Origin of the sequence: Haloarchaeobius pelagicus (genome assembly GCF_051207375.1) — an archaeon.
Classification (GTDB): Archaea; Halobacteriota; Halobacteria; order Halobacteriales; family Natrialbaceae; genus Haloarchaeobius.
Map to the genome: position 1 here is coordinate 46997 of NZ_JBPJZD010000002.1, position 20220 is coordinate 67216.

Annotated in this window: 20 protein-coding genes; 6 read left to right on the forward strand and 14 right to left on the reverse strand. The window is 65.3% G+C overall.

The genetic code is table 11. The annotated features are described in order from the left end of the window. Window positions 1-53: 53 nt before the first annotated feature. Complete coding sequence (locus tag ACSC1S_RS12715; RefSeq protein WP_435364651.1) at window positions 54-1355, reverse strand: cytochrome P450; 1302 nt, start codon at window positions 1353-1355, stop codon at window positions 54-56. A gap of 190 nt (window positions 1356-1545) precedes the next feature. Between ACSC1S_RS12715 and msrB the strand changes: the two genes are divergently transcribed. After that, the gene (gene msrB, locus ACSC1S_RS12720; protein WP_435364652.1) at window positions 1546-1962 is read left to right on the forward strand and encodes a peptide-methionine (R)-S-oxide reductase MsrB; all 417 of its coding nucleotides are present in this window, start codon (window positions 1546-1548) and stop codon (window positions 1960-1962) included. Window positions 1963-2235: 273 nt separating this feature from the next. After that, window positions 2236-4122 carry a DUF7289 family protein gene (locus ACSC1S_RS12725; protein WP_435364653.1) on the forward strand — a complete coding sequence of 629 codons (1887 nt, stop codon included), beginning with the start codon at window positions 2236-2238 and terminating at the stop codon, window positions 4120-4122. Between the two features lie 8 nt (window positions 4123-4130). On the opposite strand, the gene ACSC1S_RS12730 is transcribed toward ACSC1S_RS12725, so the two are convergent. The 6 genes from ACSC1S_RS12730 to ACSC1S_RS12755 form a co-directional block, all read right to left on the reverse strand. After that, window positions 4131-4433, reverse strand: coding sequence for an antibiotic biosynthesis monooxygenase family protein (locus tag ACSC1S_RS12730; protein WP_435364654.1), 303 nt, complete (start codon window positions 4431-4433; stop codon window positions 4131-4133). A gap of 334 nt (window positions 4434-4767) precedes the next feature. Next, window positions 4768-5406 (reverse strand): helix-hairpin-helix domain-containing protein, encoded by a 639-nt coding sequence (locus ACSC1S_RS12735; protein ID WP_435364655.1) that lies wholly within the window; start codon window positions 5404-5406, stop codon window positions 4768-4770. Window positions 5407-5536: 130 nt separating this feature from the next. Beyond that, on the reverse strand, window positions 5537-6682 hold the full coding sequence (locus ACSC1S_RS12740; RefSeq protein WP_435364656.1) for an AI-2E family transporter: 1146 nt from the start codon (window positions 6680-6682) through the stop codon (window positions 5537-5539). Window positions 6683-6772: 90 nt separating this feature from the next. Then, window positions 6773-7618 carry an ion transporter gene (locus ACSC1S_RS12745; RefSeq protein ID WP_435364657.1) on the reverse strand — a complete coding sequence of 282 codons (846 nt, stop codon included), beginning with the start codon at window positions 7616-7618 and terminating at the stop codon, window positions 6773-6775. Window positions 7619-7682: 64 nt separating this feature from the next. After that, window positions 7683-10844, reverse strand: coding sequence for a PAS domain-containing protein (locus tag ACSC1S_RS12750; RefSeq protein WP_435364658.1), 3162 nt, complete (start codon window positions 10842-10844; stop codon window positions 7683-7685). An 86-nt stretch (window positions 10845-10930) separates the two neighbouring features. After that, window positions 10931-11197 carry a hypothetical protein gene (locus tag ACSC1S_RS12755; RefSeq protein WP_435364659.1) on the reverse strand — a complete coding sequence of 89 codons (267 nt, stop codon included), beginning with the start codon at window positions 11195-11197 and terminating at the stop codon, window positions 10931-10933. A 263-nt stretch (window positions 11198-11460) separates the two neighbouring features. On the opposite strand from ACSC1S_RS12755, the gene eif1A reads away from it, so the two are divergent. Next, window positions 11461-11748, forward strand: coding sequence for a translation initiation factor eIF-1A (eif1A, locus tag ACSC1S_RS12760; protein ID WP_261652211.1), 288 nt, complete (start codon window positions 11461-11463; stop codon window positions 11746-11748). Between the two features lie 149 nt (window positions 11749-11897). On the opposite strand, the gene ACSC1S_RS12765 is transcribed toward eif1A, so the two are convergent. Next, a complete protein-coding gene (locus ACSC1S_RS12765) occupies window positions 11898-12662 on the reverse strand; it encodes a cupin domain-containing protein (protein WP_435364660.1) in 765 nt (254 codons plus the stop codon). A gap of 98 nt (window positions 12663-12760) precedes the next feature. Here ACSC1S_RS12765 and ACSC1S_RS12770 point away from each other — a divergent pair, with 98 nt between their 5' ends. Next, window positions 12761-13762 carry an NAD-dependent epimerase/dehydratase family protein gene (locus ACSC1S_RS12770; protein ID WP_435364661.1) on the forward strand — a complete coding sequence of 334 codons (1002 nt, stop codon included), beginning with the start codon at window positions 12761-12763 and terminating at the stop codon, window positions 13760-13762. A 13-nt stretch (window positions 13763-13775) separates the two neighbouring features. Here the strand turns inward: ACSC1S_RS12770 and ACSC1S_RS12775 are convergent, their stop codons facing one another. From ACSC1S_RS12775 to ACSC1S_RS12795, 5 genes are all read right to left on the reverse strand, one after another. Beyond that, complete coding sequence (locus ACSC1S_RS12775; RefSeq protein ID WP_435365525.1) at window positions 13776-14021, reverse strand: DUF7861 family protein; 246 nt, start codon at window positions 14019-14021, stop codon at window positions 13776-13778. Window position 14022: 1 nt separating this feature from the next. Continuing rightward, complete coding sequence (locus ACSC1S_RS12780; RefSeq protein WP_435364662.1) at window positions 14023-14943, reverse strand: DMT family transporter; 921 nt, start codon at window positions 14941-14943, stop codon at window positions 14023-14025. Between the two features lie 25 nt (window positions 14944-14968). Further along, the gene (locus ACSC1S_RS12785) at window positions 14969-15811 is read right to left on the reverse strand and encodes a helix-turn-helix transcriptional regulator (protein ID WP_435364663.1); all 843 of its coding nucleotides are present in this window, start codon (window positions 15809-15811) and stop codon (window positions 14969-14971) included. 407 nt (window positions 15812-16218) lie between these two features. After that, window positions 16219-16413 carry a cold-shock protein gene (locus ACSC1S_RS12790; protein ID WP_435319240.1) on the reverse strand — a complete coding sequence of 65 codons (195 nt, stop codon included), beginning with the start codon at window positions 16411-16413 and terminating at the stop codon, window positions 16219-16221. 388 nt (window positions 16414-16801) lie between these two features. Further along, a complete protein-coding gene (locus ACSC1S_RS12795; RefSeq protein WP_261652218.1) occupies window positions 16802-16999 on the reverse strand; it encodes a cold-shock protein in 198 nt (65 codons plus the stop codon). Window positions 17000-17371: 372 nt separating this feature from the next. Here ACSC1S_RS12795 and ACSC1S_RS12800 point away from each other — a divergent pair, with 372 nt between their 5' ends. Further along, on the forward strand, window positions 17372-17815 hold the full coding sequence (locus ACSC1S_RS12800) for a CBS domain-containing protein (protein ID WP_435364664.1): 444 nt from the start codon (window positions 17372-17374) through the stop codon (window positions 17813-17815). Window positions 17816-18042: 227 nt separating this feature from the next. Continuing rightward, window positions 18043-18717: a hypothetical protein gene (locus ACSC1S_RS12805; protein WP_435364665.1), complete on the forward strand. Its 675-nt coding sequence runs from the start codon at window positions 18043-18045 to the stop codon at window positions 18715-18717. Between the two features lie 189 nt (window positions 18718-18906). On the opposite strand, the gene ACSC1S_RS12810 is transcribed toward ACSC1S_RS12805, so the two are convergent. Beyond that, entirely contained in the window at window positions 18907-20220 is a 1314-nt protein-coding gene (locus tag ACSC1S_RS12810) for a cytochrome P450 (RefSeq protein ID WP_435364666.1), read from the reverse strand.

The following is a 20220-nucleotide window of genomic DNA, read 5'->3' on the forward strand; positions in this document are numbered from 1 at the left end:
CGGCCCCATACCGAACCTGAGGGACGGGTCGGAATGGCCGGGTCCGGACCCGCTCAGGCTGGCGGCGGCCGACGAACGTCCGACCCGGGCGCGACGAACCGGACCGGGAACGCCTCGACGCCGTAGATGAAGGCACTCCGGACCGGCGTGAGCTGGTCGGCGGTGGCCACAGCCTCGATGTCGTCGACGCTGTCGAGGAGTTCCGAGAGTGCGAGACGGGACTCCAACCGGGCCAGCGGTGCGCCCAGGCAGTAGTGGATACCCCGACCGAACGCGATGTGTTGGTTCGGCGTCCGGTCGACGACGAACTCCTCGGGGCGGTCGAAGGCGGCCGGGTCGCGGTTCGCGGAGCCGACCCAGGTGACGACCACGTCGCCCTGCCGGATGGACTGGCCGCCGAGCGTCGTGTCCGTCGTGGCGACCCGCCCAAGCGCCTGCACGGGTGACCGGTAGCGAAGTACCTCCTCGACCGCCTTCGTCAGCAGGGTGGGCTCGGACTGGAGCCGGGCGAGTGCATCGGGGTGCTCCGTGAGCGTCCAGACCGCGTTGGTCAGCAGGTTCGTCGTCGTGACGTTCCCCGCCACGAGCAAGAGGACACAGAACCCGCGCATCTCCTCGGCCGAGAGGGGCCGGTGCTCGATCTCGGCGGTGACGACCTTCGAGATGAGGTCGTCGCCAGGGTCGGCCTTGCGCTGGTCGATGAGGTCGTCGAAGTACTCGCGGAGTTCGTCCAGGGTCTGCTGGCGGCGGTCCTCGACCTCGCGGGCGGCGGCCTCGGTCCGCTCGGTCGGCGTCTCCACCAGCGAGTCCGACCAGCGCTTGAACGTCTCGCGGTCTTCACTGGGGATGCCCAGCAGTTCCGCGATGACGATGACCGGGAGCGGGTACGCGAGGTCGGCGACCACGTCCATCTCGCCGTCGGCGAGCACGTCGTCGAGGCAGTCTTCGGCTATCTCCTCGATGCGGGGCGCGAGGTCGGCGACCGCCCGCGGCCGGAAGTGTTCCTCGACGACTCCCCGGAGGTGCTCGTGCTTCGGTGGATCGCTGCCGAGCATGGTCTCCATCTCGACGTCCTCACTGGCCCGCCGGAACGCCTCGTTGCTGGCGTTCCGTGGGTCCGAGGAGAAGGTCTCGGGGTCCGAGAGCACGGCGGAGACGTCGGCGTGACGGAACACGTCCCAGCACTCACGGTCGGCGTCCCAGTGGACCGGCTCCGTCTCGCGCATCTCGGCGTACCACTCGAACGGGTCGAGCCAGGACTCGGGTGTCGACAGCGCCTGGGGGACGGACAGGACCCCCGGCTGTCGGGCGTTTCTCGGCCGCTCTGGCGGCGTATGTGGGTCTCGTTCGGCCATATGCATCTCTATGGAGCGATGGTGCAAGTTGCCGCGCTTACGCCGGTGTTATCCGCCCCACTGAGGTATCGGCTGCCCACCCGCTGAGGTATCGGCTGCCCACCCGCTGAGGTATCGGCTGCCGATGTTCTGGCCAGCGCGGACACCCGCGACCACGGCCTCTTTGCCGATGGCGGACCTACCCCCTCGTATGAGCGACAGTTCCGTCGACGCGAAACGAGACGTTCCCGAGAGCGAGGCCGAGTGGCGCGAGCGCCTCGACGACGAGTCCTACCACGTGCTGCGCGAGCAGGGGACCGAGGCCCGGTTCTCCGGCGAGTACGTCGACCACTTCGAGGACGGCAAGTACCGCTGCAAGGGCTGTGGCGAGGTCCTGTTCGACGCCGAGACCAAGTTCGACCACGGCTGTGGCTGGCCGTCGTTCTACGCCGCGGACGAGGGGAAGATCGAGAAGCGCGAGGACCACAGCCATGGAATGCACCGCATCGAGGTCGTCTGTGCGAACTGCGAGAGCCATCTCGGCCACGTCTTCGACGACGGCCCTGCGCCGACGGGCAAACGGTTCTGTATCAACTCGGTGTCGCTGGAGTTCGACGACGAGGAGTGATCGACCACCCCGGGCACAACGTCTTCGACGCCGAGCAGTAAGCGCTCACTCGACCCCTCTTCGAGGACGTTCGACCGCCAGTTGCTGATAGCCGGCCGCAACCTGCGGAGAGACGACCGGCAGATTCCGCCAACCAGCGACCGTGTCCGTTTTCGCTACACTGCCGAAATCCACCGTTTCAGACACCCAAATGCGAGATTAGAAGTGTTGTTATAGATACGTTTATATCCCTGAACGTCCAATATCTCAATGGCTCTGGGGAGAGTCAGGGGAATGAGGGGAGATACACAACACCGGGAGTGCGGAGCATCGAGTAACGAATGGTTCGGCGGCCGCGGAGACGCGAACCAGGCACGACAGGGTCTCGTTTCGAGTCAGCGTGCCATCACGCCGGTGCTCGCGCTCGTACTGCTCATGCTGGTCGTCTCGATGAGTGTCGTCGCGATACTCGTCGGGGGCCAGTCCGTCCTGACCGGCTTCCAGTCCGAAGTCGACGTCGACCACGCGTCGGCATCGATGCACGAGCTGGACAGCCAGATCACGGACCTCTCGGTGGGCGACAGCGACGCGACGGTCCTCGCACTCGGGGGAGGCGAGGGGCAGTATTCTGCGTCCTCGACCGCAGGTCGAGTGACCATCACGCATTACAACTACACCGGATTGGGTGACAACCACACCCTGTACGACCTGCCCCTGGGCGAGGTCGCCTACCAGAACGGTGACACTCAACTGGTGATGCAGGGCGGCGGTATCTGGCGGACCGACGGCGCGGGCAGTGTGATGCTCGAATCGCCCGACCTCTACGTCCGCGACGGTACCCTGCACGTCCACCTGCCCCGCATCGCGAGCGATACCACCAGCACGGGTATCACCACCGCGACGGCCACCCGGACCGACCGCTCGCGGGTCTACCCGAGCGCGAACAGCTACCCGAACGGCTACCAGATGGCCAACCCCATCGCGAACGGGAGCATCGCCATCACGGTCCAGAGCGAGTACTACGACGCCTGGGGACGTCACCTCGCGAAGACCACCGGCCGTCCCGTGACCTTCGACCACGCGGCAAAGACCGCGACGGTCGATTTCAGTACCTACACGCGAAACGTCACCCGGACGACCGCGACCGTCTACCCGCCCGGACCGATCCCGGGGAAGCCGCTCGTCATGGGCGCAGTCGTCTCGCCGTTCGACGGCGGGAGCCTCACCCTCAACCACGAGTCGACGGTCGACAGCTACGACTCCTCGCTCGGGAACTACACGACCACCCGGACGACCGACGGCGAGATCTACTACGGCGGGAACGTGACCCTCAGCGGGAACGCCTCGGTCGAGGGGAACGTCAACGCGAGCGGGACCGTCGACGTCGGCACCTACTCGTACATCACCGGAGACCTCGCCCACGGGTCGGGCATCGTCTCCACCGCGTCGGTCGGCGGCACCGTCAGCGACACGGGCTCGGTCCCCGTGGTCGAACCAGTCACCGACCTGGTGAACGCCGAGGTCGACCGCATCGAGGCGACGAACGACAACGGCGCGACCACGGCCATCTGGGGCACCACGCTCCAGTGTGCCAGTGGCTGCACCCTGACCGCCGGGGAGTACTACCTCTCCGAACTCACGCTGAAGCCCGGCGAGACGCTCGTCGTGGACACGACCGGGGGCGACGTGACCCTCGCCGTCGATGGGAACGTCTCGCTCAAGAACAACGCCCACATCGAAGTCGTCGGCTCGAACCAGTTCACGGTCTACACGACCGCGAGCGCCATCAGCTTCAACAGCGGGACGACCCTCACCGCACCCGAGAACCGGGCCACGCAGGTCTGGCTGTTCGGGCTACCCGGAACCGTCGTCGAGCTGAACCACGCGGGCAGCTTCACCGGTGTCATCTACGTCCCCGGTGACGAGGCCAACCCGTCGGACATTCGCCTCAACAACGCCGGTGCCGTCTACGGGGCCATCGTCGGCCGGGTCACCGAGATGAACAGCGACTCGAACCTGCACTTCGACCTCGCGCTGCGTGGCAGTGTCGGGTCACCTGTGTTCCCCTACGAAGTCACGACCACCAACGTGAGCTACGAGCTGCAGGCGGGCGCCGACATCACCTCGCTCATCGAGTACGTCCAGTCCACCGACCACGTCGTGACCGTCAGCTTCGACTGACGGCGACCCTACTTCTCCGCCGAGATGAAGACCTCGTGTGACTCCATCTCGCTTTTCCCCGAGAACATCTCCTTCGGCGGGCGGTCGCGGTGTGCCTCACGGAAGTCCTCGCTCTCGGTCCACGCGTCGAACGCGTCTTCCGATTCCCAGTAGGTCAGGACGACGTAGCGGTCGGCGTCGACCGGGCGCAGGACCTCCATCCGGACGAACCCCTCGCGCTGGTCGACCTTCTTCGCGCGCTTCTCGAACCGTGCTTCGAAGTCGTCTTCGTGTCCTTCTGCCACCGGGATGCGGTTCGCTACGACGAACATGAGGGACGAATCACACGAGAACAGTAATAAGATATCGGACAGGCAGCGGCCGTCGACGGGGCGCGGTGCCCCGGTCGGTCAGTCCGCGCCGTGGGGCGGGACGTACCCACAGGTGGGGCAGCGGTCCAGATACGGTTGGTGAACGATTCCGCGGCAGCTGTAACACGAAGGGCGCGTCATCAGCACTCTAGGCGCGGTCCGCCAGCATAAGCTTGTCCTGTGCCTGATATGTTCCCCCAGTCCACACACTCGCACTGCCCGCGGGTCGCAGTGCCGGGGCTGGAGAGACTCGCTATCGGCGCGGGACTCACGTTCCCGAAAAGGGTGGCGCCACTCAGGTCCAGGTGTCCGAGTCGGGACGGTGAGCGACGGCGTTCGAACCGGCAGACTGCTCGTGTATCGGCCGGTCGTCTTCGGTCGCCGCGTGGGACTCGGCGAGCAGTTCACCGGCCCGTTCGACCCAGATCCTCGCCCGGCTCTTCGAGATGTCGATAGCCTCGGCGACGTGTTCCGGCGTCGACATCGAGAGCCTCCGGAGCGTCTCGATGCCGGCCCCACGGAGTCGGTTGGCGTAGGTCGGTCCGAGACCGTGGATCGCGGTGAGTTCGGAGAACGCCGTGGCCCGTTGCTCGTCCGTCATCTCTGCCCAGCCGTCGCGGTCACTCTCCGGTTCGTCGAACTCCATCTCGGACTCCCCGGTCGGGCGGTGCTCGATGTCGATGCCGATGGCCTCGCCCGTCCCCTCGCTCCAGGCGACCTCGTCGTCGGTGGGCGAGTGTGTCGCCGAGACCGGCTCCTCGTGCGCGTCGAGCTGGTCGGCAACGTCGTCGGGGAGGACGAACTGCAGGTCGTCGTACGGGATGAACCCGACCACCTGTTTGCGCTTCTCGTCGGCGGTGAGTACGACGCCTTCGTCGATCGCCTTGAAATTGCCACACGATACCGACACGCCGGTCTTGGTTATCGCCTTCATAGCTCTCCCCGGGGACCGAGTCCCCTGCTACGTCGTCTAGAAGCGCCGAACGGGCATGAACTCTCCCGCAGAGCTGCCAGCAGCCGCGGATATCTCGGGCGGGTCCCCCTCGGAATCACCCGGAATCCGGTCAGTCCAGTTCGTCGGGGTCGGGCGGCAACGCCGGTGCCGGCTCCGGCGTGAGGTCGCCGTGGACGAGTTTCGGGAAGACCAGCGTCACGAACCGGAGCACCACCACGAGGACCAGCGGCGCGAGGAAGACACCGTACCAGCCGAAGATGGCCGCACCGAGCAGGTACGCGACCAGCATCACGGGCGGGCTGACGGTCTGGCCCGCCAGGTACGGTCTGACCCCGTACCGGATGACCACGTCGAGGCCGAACAGGCCACCGAGGAGGACGAGGACGGGGAACCAGAGGTAGCTGACCTCGACGAGCAACGCCTGCACCCCGACGTACAGCGTGAGCGGGACGTACACGATGGAGCGACCGATGAGGGGGATGAACGACCCGACGCCCGTGAGCAGCCCCATGAGAAGGGGGAACGGGATGGCGACGCCCGGCGGCGCGACCGCGTTCAGCAGGGAGTAGAACAGCCACCCGAGCACCATGACCGCGAAGATGGTGAGCATCTGGCCGAAGTATATCTTCTCGAGTTCCCTGTCGACGCTCTCGAAGTAGTCGGAGGCGACCGACTCGCCGTCCGCGAGGTTGGTGCGCACCCAGCGACCGATGGCTTTGTCCTTGCGCAACAGCAGCGAGACGATGACGAACAGCAGCGTGACGTAGAAGAAGAACTGCGTGAACGCCCCCGCCGCCTCCGTCACGACGTCGATGGTCGAGGAGACCAGTTCGCCCCGCGGCTGGCTCTCGACGAAGGTCGTGACCCTGTCGACGAGTTGCTGCACCGAGGTCACCTCGGTGACGGAGCCGAACTCCGCGAGGAGTTCGTCGACCCAGTCGAACCCGCCCTCGCTCAACTGGAGCACCTGGCCGGCGAGGACGACCACGAACACCACCAGGATGAGCACGAACGGGGCCATGATGGCGAAGACGGTGAGCGTCGTCGCCATGTCGACGCTGACGTGTGCCTCCAGCCGGCGACGAATCGGCCTGCCGAAGTAGTACAGGAAGAGCGCGAACGAGAGGAGGCCGAGGAACCGGTACGAGACGTACACTAACAACCCGGCGACGAACAGACCGAACGCCCACCAGCCGAGGTGGATTCGAGCGAGCAAGGAGTCGCTGTCGCTCGGTCGACCCGGTGCAGTACTCATGGAGAAACTACTCCGTCGGGCAGAATAAGTGGTGTCGGCGGTCGGCTGGTGAATCGGTGGCTGCAGGTAACCGACAGACGCTGCCGGCACTCACGACTGCCGCGAGTCGTACTCCTGGAAGATGACGTGGCCGCACGCCTTGCAGTGGGACGCGTCCGGGTCGTGGTACGAGAGGCCGCAGGAGTCGCAGGTGACCGAGACCTTGTCGGTCGTCCACTCGCGGACGATACGGCTCGCCTGCCACGGGATGAGGACGATGCCGGAGATGATGGCCGCCGTGGTCACGAATCGACCCGCTCCCGTGACCGGGGTGATGTCGCCGAACCCGACGGTCGTCAGGGTGACGACGGTGAAGTAGAACGCGTCGTTGAAGGTCCGGACCTGCGGGTTCGCGGTGTGCTCGACGGCGTAGAACACGCCCGCCGAGACGAAGAAGATGGTGAGAACGGTCAACAGCAGCTTCAGGATGCGGAGCTCGTGGGCGGAGACGGAGCCGAAGAAGAACTCCTCGTCCCGCGTGAACCGGTAAAAGCGCATGAACCGGACGACCCGGAACGCCCGCAGGAAGCCGATATCCAGCGCGAACAGCGACAGCCCGGGGACCAGCAACACCGAGGCGGTCGGCAGGATAGCGAGCAGGTCGACCACCGTGTAGAAGTCGGTCGCCTCCCGAAGACGGTCCGGGGCACCGTACAGTCGGAGCACGTACTCGACGAAGAACACGGCCGCGATAGCGACCTCGATGCCCCACATGAGCCGTCGGGTCTCTGTCGAGATGTCGTACGTCTCCAGGACGAAGATGCCGACGAACACGAGGTTCAACGCGAGCAGTGAGATGTCGATCGCCTTCCCCAGCAGCGTCCGATGGTCCAGCAGGTAGAACTCGACCAGCTCTCTCGGCCCAGCGTCGGCCGGGCGCACGTCGCGGTTGCCCATACTGTCACACGGAAGCCGCAACAACATGTAGCCGTTGGGGTGCGTTCGCCTGCCGGCCAGTCGGTCACTCGACGACCACGTCGCCGAACTCGATGCGAACCCCGTCGTTTCCGTCCTCCGTGAGCGTCATCGTCCAGCCGTTCGCGGTCGCCATCCGACCGACTGCGCGCAGTCCATCGAGGCTCCGCTGACTCCGGGTGGCGACGCTGTGTGCCGCGGCCCCCTCGTCTTCGGTCTCCCAGTCGACGGCGACGACGAACCCCTCACGCCCGTTCTGGTGCGAGAGGGTGACCACGCATTCGCCGTCCCCTCCCGTGGTTACGGCCTCGAATATCGACTCGAAGAGCTGTTCGACCGCGCGTCGGTTCGCCTCGACGACGAGGGAGCCGTTGGTGACCACGAGCCGGTCGGTTGGCTGGTCGAGCTCCGACCAGGCCGTCCGGGCGAGCGCGCCGAGGTCGACGCGCTCGGTCTCGCTGGCCGTCATCGACAGTGCGAGCGTGAGCGCCTCGTCGAGGAGCGCCTCGGACCGTTCCAGCGCCTGGGTGGCCGCCTCCAGCGAGGACAGGTCTTCCTGCTGGCGGGCCTCCTCGGTGTGCGCCTGCGCGTCGCGCACCGGTATCGCGATGCGCTCGGAGAGCAGTTCGGCGAGCTCGTGAGCGACGGCGTCGCGACGGTCCAGTTCCGCCTCGTAGCGCGACTCGGCGAGTTCGTGCCCGAGCCAGTTGGCCAGCAACTCCACCATCGAACACCGGTCCTCGGTGAGTTCGGTCGGCGTCTCGGACTCGTCGAGGAAGCAGATGACGCCCCACAACGACTCCTCTACGTACACGGGGGCACCGACGTACGACCCGGTCGACGGCGCGGCGGACGGGATGCCGCCGTTCGATTCGGCCAGCTCTGTCGCGTACGTCGCGACGACGCCTTCGTCCGCAACCACCTGTTCGCAGAGCGTGTCCCCGAGCGGCACCGTCCTGCCGACCGGCGGCGGGTTCACGTCCCCCAGCGAAACCACGACCTCGTGCGTGTTGGCGGTCTGGTCGACGCGACAGAGCTGCGCACTGGTCGCTTCGAGCGAGTCGTGGAGCGTCTGGATGAGGAGTTCGATGCGCTCCGTCGAGGCGAGGCTCGCGTCCGTCATCGTGTCGTGGAACGCGTCGAGCAGGTCGTCGACCGCCGCACGGTCCGTCACGTCCCGGCTGATGCCGATGATGCCGACGAGTCGGCCCGCGTCGTCGTAGTGGGGGTACTTCTCGCTCTCGAAGACGTGTTCGCGGCCGTCGATGATGTGTCGCTCCACCTCGGCCTTCGGCTCCTCGTGTTCGAGGATCCAGCGGTCGATGGCCAGCAGGTCCTCGTCGAGGTCGAACAGTTCCCTGTCGGTCCGGCCGATGACCGCCTGCGGTGCGAGTTCGAAGTACCGCGCACCTGCGTCGTTGATGAACTCGTACCGCCCGTCGAGGTCCTTGATGTAGATGGCGTCCTGCGTCCGTTCTGCGATGGCCTGCAGTTGCCACGTCTGTCGGCGCTGTTCCGTGATGTCCTGGACGAACGAGAGGACGCTCACCGTCTCCCCGTTCTCGTCGAGGATGGCCCGGTTGTGCCACTCGCAGTCTATCTCCGCACCGCTTTTCGTCACGTTCCGGTTGACGATGTGCTCGGTCTCCTCCCCGTCGACGAGGCGTTCCCACACGGCATCGACCGCGTCTTCCGAGGTGTGCGGGACGATGAACTCGGCGTGCTGACCGGCCGCCTCCTCGCGGGTGTACCCGAAGAGCTCCTGAGCGGCGTCGTTCCAGCGCGCGACCTCGAAGTCGAGGGTCCATTCGATGACCGCCATCGGGGACTGCTTGAACAGGAACTGCAGTTGCTGGTTCGTCCGTTCGAGGACCTCCTTGCGGTGGCGCTGGTCGCGGTTGTGCAACGCGATGACCGTCTGGTCGGCGAGTTCGGCGGCGAAGCGTATCTCGTCCTCGCCCCACTCACGTTTCGGCCCGCCGGTCTCGTTACAGAGCACGCCGACGACCTGGCCGCCGCGTCGGATGGTCGCGTCGAGCATCGAGGTGATGCCGAGCGGTTCGAGGTACGGCTCGCACAGCTCCGCCGTCCGTGCGTCGGCGCGGGCGTCCGTCGCCGGAATCGCCCGGTGGCCTGCGAGTGCCTCGAAGTAGCTCGGGTAGTTCTCCACGGTGAGTTGCATGCCGGTCTCGTGGTCCCTGGCGGACCGGTCGTAGAGGTCGAGACACTCCAGCGTGTCGAAGGTGTCGTCGAACAGCCAGATGGAGGAGCGGTCGACGTCGAGCGTCCCGGCCGCTGTCTCGGTGATGCGTCGCGCCGCACACTGCAGTTGCCCGTTCACCAGCACCTCGTCGGTCGCGAGGTCGATGACGGCCTGGCGCTGGCGTTCCTGGCGCTGTTCCCGGAGGTACCGGTTCGTGATGTCCCGGAAGATGAGGACGACCCCGACCACGTCGTCCGATTCGTTCGTGATGGGAGCCGCACTGTCCGCGATGTAGCGCTCGGTGCCGTCGCGCGAGCGGAGCTTGGTGTCCTCGGAGAACTCGAACGCGCTCTCGTGTTCGATGACGCGCTCGACGGGATTATCGACCGAATCGCCGGTCTTGGCGTCCACGATGTCGAAGACCTCCGCCAGCGGCTTCCCGACGGCGTCCTCACGGTCCCAGCCCGTCAGTTCCTCGGCGACCACGTTCATGCGCTCGACGACGCCGTCGGTGTCGGTCGCGATGACGCCGTCACCGATGGAGTCGAGCGTGATGCGAAGGTCCTCCTCGCGCTGCTTGAGTGCCGAGCGCGTGCGCCAGTGGTACGCCTCCTGCTCGATGGTCTGGGCGAGCAACCCGTACTGTGCCATCGGGTCGCCACCCTTCTGCAGGTAGCGGTTCGCCCCCAGGTTCAACGCCTCCATCGCCACCTCCTCGCGGCCTTTCCCGGTGAAGATGACGAACGGAATCTGGTTGCCTCGCTCCTGCCGGAGCTGTTTCAGGAACTCGAGACCGTCCATCTCGGGCATCTGGTAGTCCGAGACGACGACGTCGAACTCCTCGTCGGTGAGTCGGTCGAGGGCATCGACCGCCGAGGCCGTCGTCTCTACCGACAACTCCTCGAATCGCTCTTCGAGATACGTCTGCGTCGCCTCGAGAAGCGACTTGTCGTCGTCCACGTAGAGGACGTGGATTCCTCGGCTCGAATTGGTCTCGGCCCCCATACTGGTACGAGAGTAGGGACTCACAGCACATAGCGAGTGCGCTCGTCGTGGCCAGATAGATCAGCAGTCGCGAGCGACCAGGGCGGTCACTTACCCGACGGCATCGCCTGGTTCGCGTCGTCGGCCGTGTTCGTGAGCCGGTCTGTCGCCGTCGAATCGAAGGAGCGCTGGCAGCGCGCGACCCAGCTCGCCGCGTCCTCGGTCGGGTCGGCGCTGTCGGGTTCTTCGGTGTCGAACGGCGTCTCGCGTGTGGCGGTCTCTGCCGCCTCGTCGGTCGTGGTTGTGGCGTCGATGCTGGTCGGGTCTGTCGTGGGTCGGTACTGCTGTGTGGCAGCGGGTGTGTCTGTTCTCATACGGGGTGGGTGTCGTGTGGTCGGCAGGCTGGGCTGGGTCGGAGAATGGAATCAGCGATGTACCCGTACGAGCATGATGTACTCACCACTCAGACCGCATCTATAATAAATGTTCATGTTCGACTCGTCGTCGGTGTCGGCGTCGGCCCCGGTTCGCCAGAAGCGGTCGACGTTGCCGCCTCTCGAACCATCCCCGGGGCACCATGTGCCGCGATACCACTGGCCCTCCCATGATTTAAACGTGCTCTCTACATATACTACGTGTGAGCGAAGAAACACAGGAGCGGCGGAATCTCCGCATGCCCAACAAAGACGAGCTTTTCGGAGTCGTAACAGAACACAACGGCGGCAACCACGTCCGCGTCCAGTGCGAGGACGGTGTCAGCCGGATGGGCCGAATCCCCGGTCGAATGAAGTACCGTACGTGGATCAACGAGGGCGACGTCGTGCTCGTCGAACCGTGGTCGTGGCAGGACGAGAAGGCGAACATCGAATGGCGTTACACCGGCCAGGACGCCGACCAGCTCCGTCGCGAAGGCCACATCCAGTAATTCTATATCGCTGACCGGCAGGCGACAGTCTGCGGGTAGGTCCGTCACAGCCCGAGCATAGGCTGGCACGGGTAGTTACGACGCTCTCTCTCTCGACGATAGTTCAGTCGCTCCCGAGCGGCCAGCTCGCCAGTTCAGCCCGCCGACGTTCAGTCCCCCGTCGGTTCGTCGACGTGGACCACGCGAGGGTCCGACCCGGTGAGCCAGAGCACGTAGTCCTGCTCGGCATCGCTGGGGTTCACGTCGCGGTGGACGAGGCCCGCCGGGATGTGGAAGCACTCACCGGCCCGCGCCAGCGCCCGGTCCTCCGGGCCGGTCCCGTACTCGACGTAGCCCTCGCCACCGAGGACGACCCCGAACACGTCGTTGTCGCCGTGGTGGTGCCAGTCCGACTCGATTCGCCCGGCCGCGTGGCCCCGGACCTGCTGGACGTCGGCGTCGGGGAACGGCATCAGGCGCGTCAGGTTCTTCAGGGGTGCAGTCGGGACGAGGTCGTCCGCACCGGCCACGCGGGGCTGGTGGGTCGAGTCGGCGGCGCGTGGCCCGTCCACGGGCACCCTGGTCGGTCCGGACCCGATGAACGCGACCAGTACCACGAGTTCGGACGCACCCGGGTTCGTCGTCCGGTGGACGAGACCGGCTGGGAGGTGGAAGAAATCCCCGTCGGTGGCGGCCATCGTATCTCCTCCGTCGGGACCGAACGCGAGTCGCACCCGACCGGCGAGGACGTAGCCGTAGGCGTCGCGGTCGCCGTGGGTATGCCAGCCGGTCGTCGCCCCTGGTGCGAGCGTCGTTCGTGACAGGGTGACGCCGTCGGTGTCGAATATCGTCGTGACGGTTCTCGTGGAATCCGGGTGCTGGTCGTCGGTGAGGTCGGCCAGCTGGACGACCGAAACGGCCTGTTCGAACTGCATGGTCTCGTACTGACAGACGCGCCCAGCAGGCGTAACGAGTGCGGCGGCGATGTGAGAAGACGCAGTAGGCCTATCGTGCTCGCGTCCGGGATGCCCGTATGGACGTTCTCATCATCGGTGGGACCGGCCTCATCAGCACGGCCATCACCCGCCAGCTGGTCGAGACAGCCCACGACGTGACAGTCGCGACGCGCGGCGAGACCGAGGCGACCCTCCCCGACGCCGTCACACACGTCACCTGCGACCGGAACGACAGCGACCGACTGGCCGAGGTCGCCGAGGCGGTCGCTCCCGACTGCGTCATCGACATGGTGTGTTTCACCCCCGAGCAGGCCCGCGAGGCGGTCGACGCCTTCGCGGGCAGCACCCAGTACGTGTTCTGCTCGACGGTCGACGTGTACCACCGCCCGACCGCCAGCGTCCCGAGTACCGAAGACGCCACCCGCGAGCCCGGCGTCAGCGAATACGGCCGGAACAAGGCCGCCGCCGAGGACGTGTTCCGCGACGCCCACGGTGACGCCTTCGCGGCGACCGTCATCCGCCCGTGGAGCACCTACGGCGAGGGCGGCCCGGTCCTCCACACGCTGGGACTTGGAACCTACTACATCGACCGCATCCGGCAGGGGAAACCCATCGTCGTCCACGGCGACGGGACCTCGCTCTGGGGGCCGTGCCACCGCGACGACGTGGCACGCGCCTTCGTGAACGCGGTCGGGAACGAGACCGCCTACGGCGAGACCTACCACGTCACCAGCGAGGAGGTGATGACGTGGAACCAGTACCACGAGGCGGTCGCCCGGGCGCTCGACGCGCCCGAGCCCGAACTGGTCCACATCCCGACCACCCTCCTCAGCGAGGTCGTCCCGGACCGGACGGGGATGCTCCGTGACCACTTCCAGTTCAGCACGGTGTTCGACAACGCGAAGGCCCGACGTGACCTCGACTTCGAGTACACCGTCCCGTTCGAGGAGGGTGTGCGACGGACCGTCGCCTGGCTGGACGAGCACGAGGAGATCGACTCCTGGGACAGCGAGAACGACGACCAGTTGATTCGAGCGTGGCGCGACGCCACCGACGGGTTCGTCTCCGCGATGGAGTGAGCCGCGCCAGGTATCAGCCGCCCTTCTTGCGGAACCACACCTGCGAGCCGACGGGTGACTCCTCGGGCGCGAGGTCGAGCCGGCTGGTGAACAGGTCCCGGATCGCGAACGTCACCACGAGTTCGACCTGCTCGCCGTCGTCCGCCGTCACCGCGACCACACAGTGCCCGTCGCGTTCCTCGATGCGGTCGATGGTGCCCGGCCGCCAGCGCTCGATGTCGTGGGTCGGCTCCCGCGCGTGGATGCGGTCGTGGGCCACGTCAATCACCGACCGACGGCTGTCGGGACTCGACCACGAGTTCCGTGAGGGCTTGACGCTTGAGCAGGACGAAGCCGAGGAAGACGACGAAGAACCCGGCGAGGGTCAACGGCGTGATCTGCTCGTCGAGGAGGAACACACCGGCGACGGTGGCGACCACCGGAACCAGGTAGGCGACGAGGCTCGTCTCCAGCGCGCCACGGACCTCCAGCAGCGAGTAGTAGATGAAGAAGGCGAGTGCCGTCGCGAACACGCCCAGGTAGAGGACGGCCGCCACCGGCTCCGGGGCGACGGGAATCGCGAACGGTTCGCCCACCGCGACGCTCGTGAGGTGCAGGATGACCCCGCCGACGGCCATCGACCAGCCCGAGAGCGCCGCGCGGTCGAGCGTCGGCCGCGAGCGCTGGACGAGGACACCACCCAGCGAGACCGAGGCGACCTGCCCGAGAACGAGGAGCCGACCCAGCGTCCCGCCCGCGAGGAGGTTGCCCGGGTCGGGCCGGACGATGAGGCCGACGCCGAGGAACCCGAGCAGGATGCCGACCGCGCCCACCGTAGAGACCCGCTCCTCCGGAAGGATGCCGAGCGCCCACAGCGTGGTCGCGATGGGGACCAGACTCTGCATGACAGCGGCCACTCCCGACGGGACCGTCTGCTGGCCGACGAACAGCAGGGCGTTCCCCGCGACGAGGAAGACCCCGCCTGCGAGGACGGCCGCGACGTCGTTCCTGGCGGTCGGATACCACTCGGCGGTCCGGACGACGCCGTAGCCGACGAGCAACACGGCCGCGATGTCGTAGCGGAACGACGCGAACAGTATCGGGTCGAGCGTCTCCAGGCCGACGCTGATGGCCGGGAACGAGAGACCCCAGAGCGTCGCTAGCAGCCCGAACAGACCGATGACAGCGAAGCGATTGCGCACTGGTTCGTTCTACGACGCCAGCGGGTTATGCATCTCGATTCTCCGCGAGGAAGTCCCCGGTCCGCTCGGTGGCCCGCGCTCTGTACCGGTCGTACCGGGCCTCCGCCCACGCCACGGCCTGTGGCGACTTCGTGACGACCGTCCCGTTCGCGTTGTGGTAGTGCTCGTCGTAACAGACGACCGCGACCTCCGCGTCGACGATAGTCCCGTCCTCGTCCTCGATGTATCCCAGCCCGAACCCGTACGGGATATCGTTGGTCGGAATCGTGTAGGCCGTGACATCCCGCTCGCGGAACATGGTGGCCATCTCGTCACCGAACCGCTCCCAGAGGAACTCGAAGAACTGGTCGGGGACCACCAGTTCGACCGAGAGGTCGTTCTCGATGACCTCGGTGGCGAAGTGCAGGAACGTCCCGTCACGGGTGAGGTTCGGAACGACGACGTGGAAGCGGTCGACGCGGGAGACGAATTCGAGTATCTGGTCGAACACCTGATGTCTCGCGATGGTGCTGTCCGTCGCGACCTCGACCGACCCCTCGGTGAGGACGAACGATGGAAGCGTCGCGTCGGCCGGAATCGCGTCGTAGAGCGACTGGTACCGCTGGTGTGCGTGCCCCTCCTCGACCCAGGACAGCAACTGCCGCCCGAAGAAGGTCAGCGAGTACGTGTGGGGTTTCTCGCTGTCGTCGGTCCGGAGGACGCCATGGTCGTCCAGCTCGTTGAGTGTCCGGTTGACGGTCGACTTCGAGTATCCGGTCTTCGCGGTCAGCGTGGACAGGTCCGCGGCCGGTTCGTCGGCGATGGCTCGCAGGAGCGAGTGCTTGTCGAGCAAGTGCTGCAACAGTTCCGAATCGCCCACCTTGCCCATCTCTGGAACCAATGTTACCGGCCAGTTGGTATAACCACGTCGGTTGTTCCAACACTGTGCAACTGGTTTCAGTTGCTGGGACGTTCCCGTTCTAGCTGCACTCTCCCACCACCTGACCGCAGACTCATGTCACGAGAAATAAACTATTTGGGCGTGGGTGACCTACGCGTCGTCGGGGGGAAGGTGTCTACCGGCACAGGTCGTAGAAAGGTACATTCTGTGACGCCGGCGACACCCGACGATGGCGAGCGTCACTGCCCGTGACGTTCGTTCACGACAGTCTTCTCTCCATCGCAGTCGCTCGCGAGTGACGACCAACGTGACGCAGTCGCTCTCGATGATGTGACGTTCCGGTAGAAGCGTTGGTACGCTCTGTCGCCCCGATGGCGACTAGTTATAAATCCGAGTTATACGCGAACGACGTTCTTCGCGCGGGGACCCTTGGGAGCGTCCTCGATGTCGAATTCGATCTCGGTACCTTCCGTGAGGTCCTCACCGCCAACGTCCTCCATGTGGAAGAAAACGTCCTCGTCAGCATCCTCAGTCTCGATGAAACCGTAGCCGCCTGTGTCGTTGAAGAAATCAACCTTACCGTTTGCCATTGCAAATAGACCCAGTCCGACCACACGGTTAAGGGTTGGCATTCGTCCGTAGAAACCCGTTTTTCGCAGACATGTATTCCCGAATCCAGTGTTGTAGTGTCCATCCGTACACAGACATCGGGTTCTAGGTCGTAGTGGTGCCCGATTCGGCAGAACCTGCGTTGGCTTCCGACGAATCCACAGTTCCCGACCGGAACAGTCGGTCGACTGCCCCGGTACCCCGTTCTGCAGGTCCTGGAGCACCCACGAGACCAACAGCTCGACCCAGCGCGACCGCTCCGTGGTCTCCTGATTCGGTCACGAGATAGAACGCTCTCGGCGGGTTGGTTCTCGGAGAGAAACGATGTAACGCTACGTCGCCGTGGGGCGACCGTGCGGTAAAATCGCGTTAGTTAGTGCGAACGACGTTCTTCGCGCGGGGACCCTTGGGAGCGTCCTCGATGTCGAATTCGATCTCGGTGCCTTCGGTCAGGTCCTCGCCGCCGACGTCCTCCATGTGGAAGAAAACGTCCTCGTCAGAGTCCTCAGTCGCGATGAAACCGTAGCCGCCTGTGTCGTTGAAGAAATCAACGTTGCCGTTTACCATTGCGAATAGACCCAGTTGGAGGACACGGTTAAGGGTTGTCATCTGTCCGTAAAATCAGCGGTTTAGAAAACAAATAACTCGTACTGCGCCATTCCAGCGGACATTCAGCCATGTACTGTCGGCTTCTCCGTAAAAGAGTGACCGTGCAGTCGGAACCAGCGCCTCCCTCTGTGGTATCCACAGTTCCCTGCGTCGAGAGTCGACGACCAGGCGACCAGACATAGTTGGACATTCAGCCGCCATTCCCCAGTATTTCGTTATTTCTGTGCAGAGAAAGCAGCGTTCTGGGGAAAGTACTAGCAACTATTCTAGGACCTAAACCACGTATGTCCACAGACACTAAATAGTGTGTTGGGTTAGCATACAGCAACCATGATCGCAACCACGGTCGACACCCTCAGACTCCACTCGCTCGATACCGTCACGCCCGAGACGCCAGTCAGCGACGCCGCCGAGCGCCTTCGCTGTCCGTCGGTGCCCGCTCTCACGGTCATCGAGGACGACACGGTCGTCGGCACGGTCACCGACTCCGATATCGTCGAAATGGTCGCGAGCACGGACGAACGCGGGACGGTCCAGTCCATCATGTCGATGCCCGTGACCGTCTCACCCGACGCGACGCTCCACGATGCCGCCGACGCCATGCGGGCCACCGGCGTCTCCCACCTCCCGGTCGTCGACGAGGCGTACTGCGGCCTGCTGTCGGTCGAGACCCTCGCGCCGTACCTCTCGCGGCGGACGCTCGACTTCCAGACGCGCGAGGAGCCCGTTCGCGTCGGGTCCGCAGACGGTCGGGAACTGGCTGCGAGCGACTGAGTCCGACTGGAACCACCCGCCGAACCGCGCCCGACCCCCACGGTCTCGACTGCGATAACACACCTGTTTCTCAGACTTACATTCGCGCTAGTCTGGACTACGTTCCAGACAGTCAGTTCCGTATTCAAAAACGTTTTTGATTACTCACTATCGACTACAGAGCGCTCTACGCGCGACCAGAAAATGGGATTCGGGGGTTGGTGGATGCAGCGTAGACATCCCCAACCATGGACGACGAACCAACCAGGGACGGAGAACAGCACAGCTTCGAACTCGGGCGGCGGCACGTCCTGGCCGCTGGTGTGGCAGGACTGGGCCTCAGCGCACTCGGGACCGGCACCGTGGGGGCGAGTCACTCGCCCGCCGACAAGGTCTCGGCCGTCGGGTCGACGCTGGAACTGATGGAATCCACGAAGAGCAACGGTGGTGAATCCTCGGCGGGGGCCGAGGTCACGCTCCTCAGTGGCACGATGAAGACCTCGTCGCCGACGGACCTCATCCTGCAAGCGACCGTCGAGTCCGGTCTCTACACGGACATCAAGACGAAAGGGAACGACGAGTCGTGGGCGAACGCCGGTGTGCAGTGCTGGGTGGAGATCGACGGTGCCGAAGTTCCCGTCACGAGCGGGAGCAGCGGCAAGGTCGTGTTCAACAACCGTGAGTTCGGCATGAAGACCTCGAACTTCGAGAACGAGGAGGCCATGATAGAACTCTTCCTCAGGACCCGCAGTTCGAACGCGTTCAACTGGCTCACGCTCGACGTCGGGTCGGGCGAACACACCATCGAACTCAAAGCGGACATCGACGTGTACGCCAACGGCAAGGGCTCGGCGAAGGCACTCGTCGGCCCACGGACGCTCGTGGTCGAACCGACGAAGATGGCGAACGACGCCGAGATCTGAGACGACAGGAGAACACCGTCTGTCACCCGCGGCTATCTTTTGAGAAGTCGGCATCGTCGGTGACTATCTGCTTGATACCGGAGTCGACAACCCCCGCACCAGAGCGGTCGAATTCGGTCCCGGTGCGCAATTCGACCCATCCGGGGTCGGAACCAGTGCGCCCTTCTCAGTCGCGACGGCGGACCGTCATCAGCGACGCCGAACCGTCATCTCGACGGGACCGTCGGGCCTGAGCGTAATCGAGGGCGCGAACGAGAGGTCGTCGTGCGGCTCGACCGTCCACTCCTGGGCGATGGTCGCGAGCACCAGTCGCGCTTCGAGCATGGCGAACCGGTCCCCGATGCAGCGGCGCGGGCCGCCACCGAACGGGAAGTACGCGAACTTCGGGAGCGAGCGCTTGAACTCGTCGGTCCAGCGCTCGGGCCGGAACGAGAGCGGGTCGTCGTAGAAGCGCCCGTCACGGTGGATGACCCACGGCTGCATACTGACCGTCGCGCCGACTGGTATCTCGTAGCCGCCGAGCTCGTCCGGCTCGGCCGCCTCCCGGATGAGTTCCCAGACGGGCGGGTAGATGCGCATCCCTTCCTCGATGGTCTGTTCCGTGTAGGGCAGGTCCTCGAGGTCGGCCATGGTGGGCGTCCGACCGTCGAGTACCTCGGCGAGTTCGGCCTGTAATCGTTCTCGCTGCTCGGGATTGCGCCCGAGGAGGTGGAGCGTGTACGTGAGCGTCAGCGCGGTCGTCTCGTGACCGGCGAGCAGGAGCGTCACGATCTCGTCGCGGACGCGTTCACGGGTTATCTCTTTCCCCTGTGCGGTGAGGAGGATGGTCACGATGTCGTCCCCGCGCCCACCGTCGTGTTTCTCGACGATGCGGTCGGCGATGTCGTCGAGCGTCTCGATGGCGGCCTCGTACCGTCGGTTCCGGGGGGTCGGAATCCAGGACGGAATGTCGACGGGGACCTCGGCCGCGTCCATGATGGCTTCGAGTGCTGCACTGACCTCTGCCTGCTCGTCCCGAACGTCGACATCGAAGAGCGTCTCGGCCGCGATCTCGACGGTGAGGTGCATCATGTCCTCGTGGATGTCCCGCGTCTCGCCGTCCTCCCAGGTCTCCAGCAGGCGCTCGACCCCCGCCGTCATCATGGTCGAGTACTGCTCGAGCATCCCGGGGTGGAACGCCGGCTGCATCCGGTGGCGCTGGTCGCGCCAGTCCGTCCCTTCACTCGTGAGCAGGCCATCACCGAGGGCGTCTCCCAGCGCCTGCTGGAACAGTTCACCCTTGATGTACGCCTGGTTGTTCTGCACGAGCACGTGTTCGACGAGTTCGGGCTCGCTCACCTGGTAGAACGACTGGTTCGGGACCTCGAAGTACGTCACCGGGCCGTACTGCTCGGCGTTGCGCGTGACGAATTCGAGCCTGTCGTCGGTGTACTGGAACAAGTTCCCGAGGAGTGGATACCCTCGCGGCCCCGGCGGCAACTCGGTCTGTTCGGTCGTAGCCAT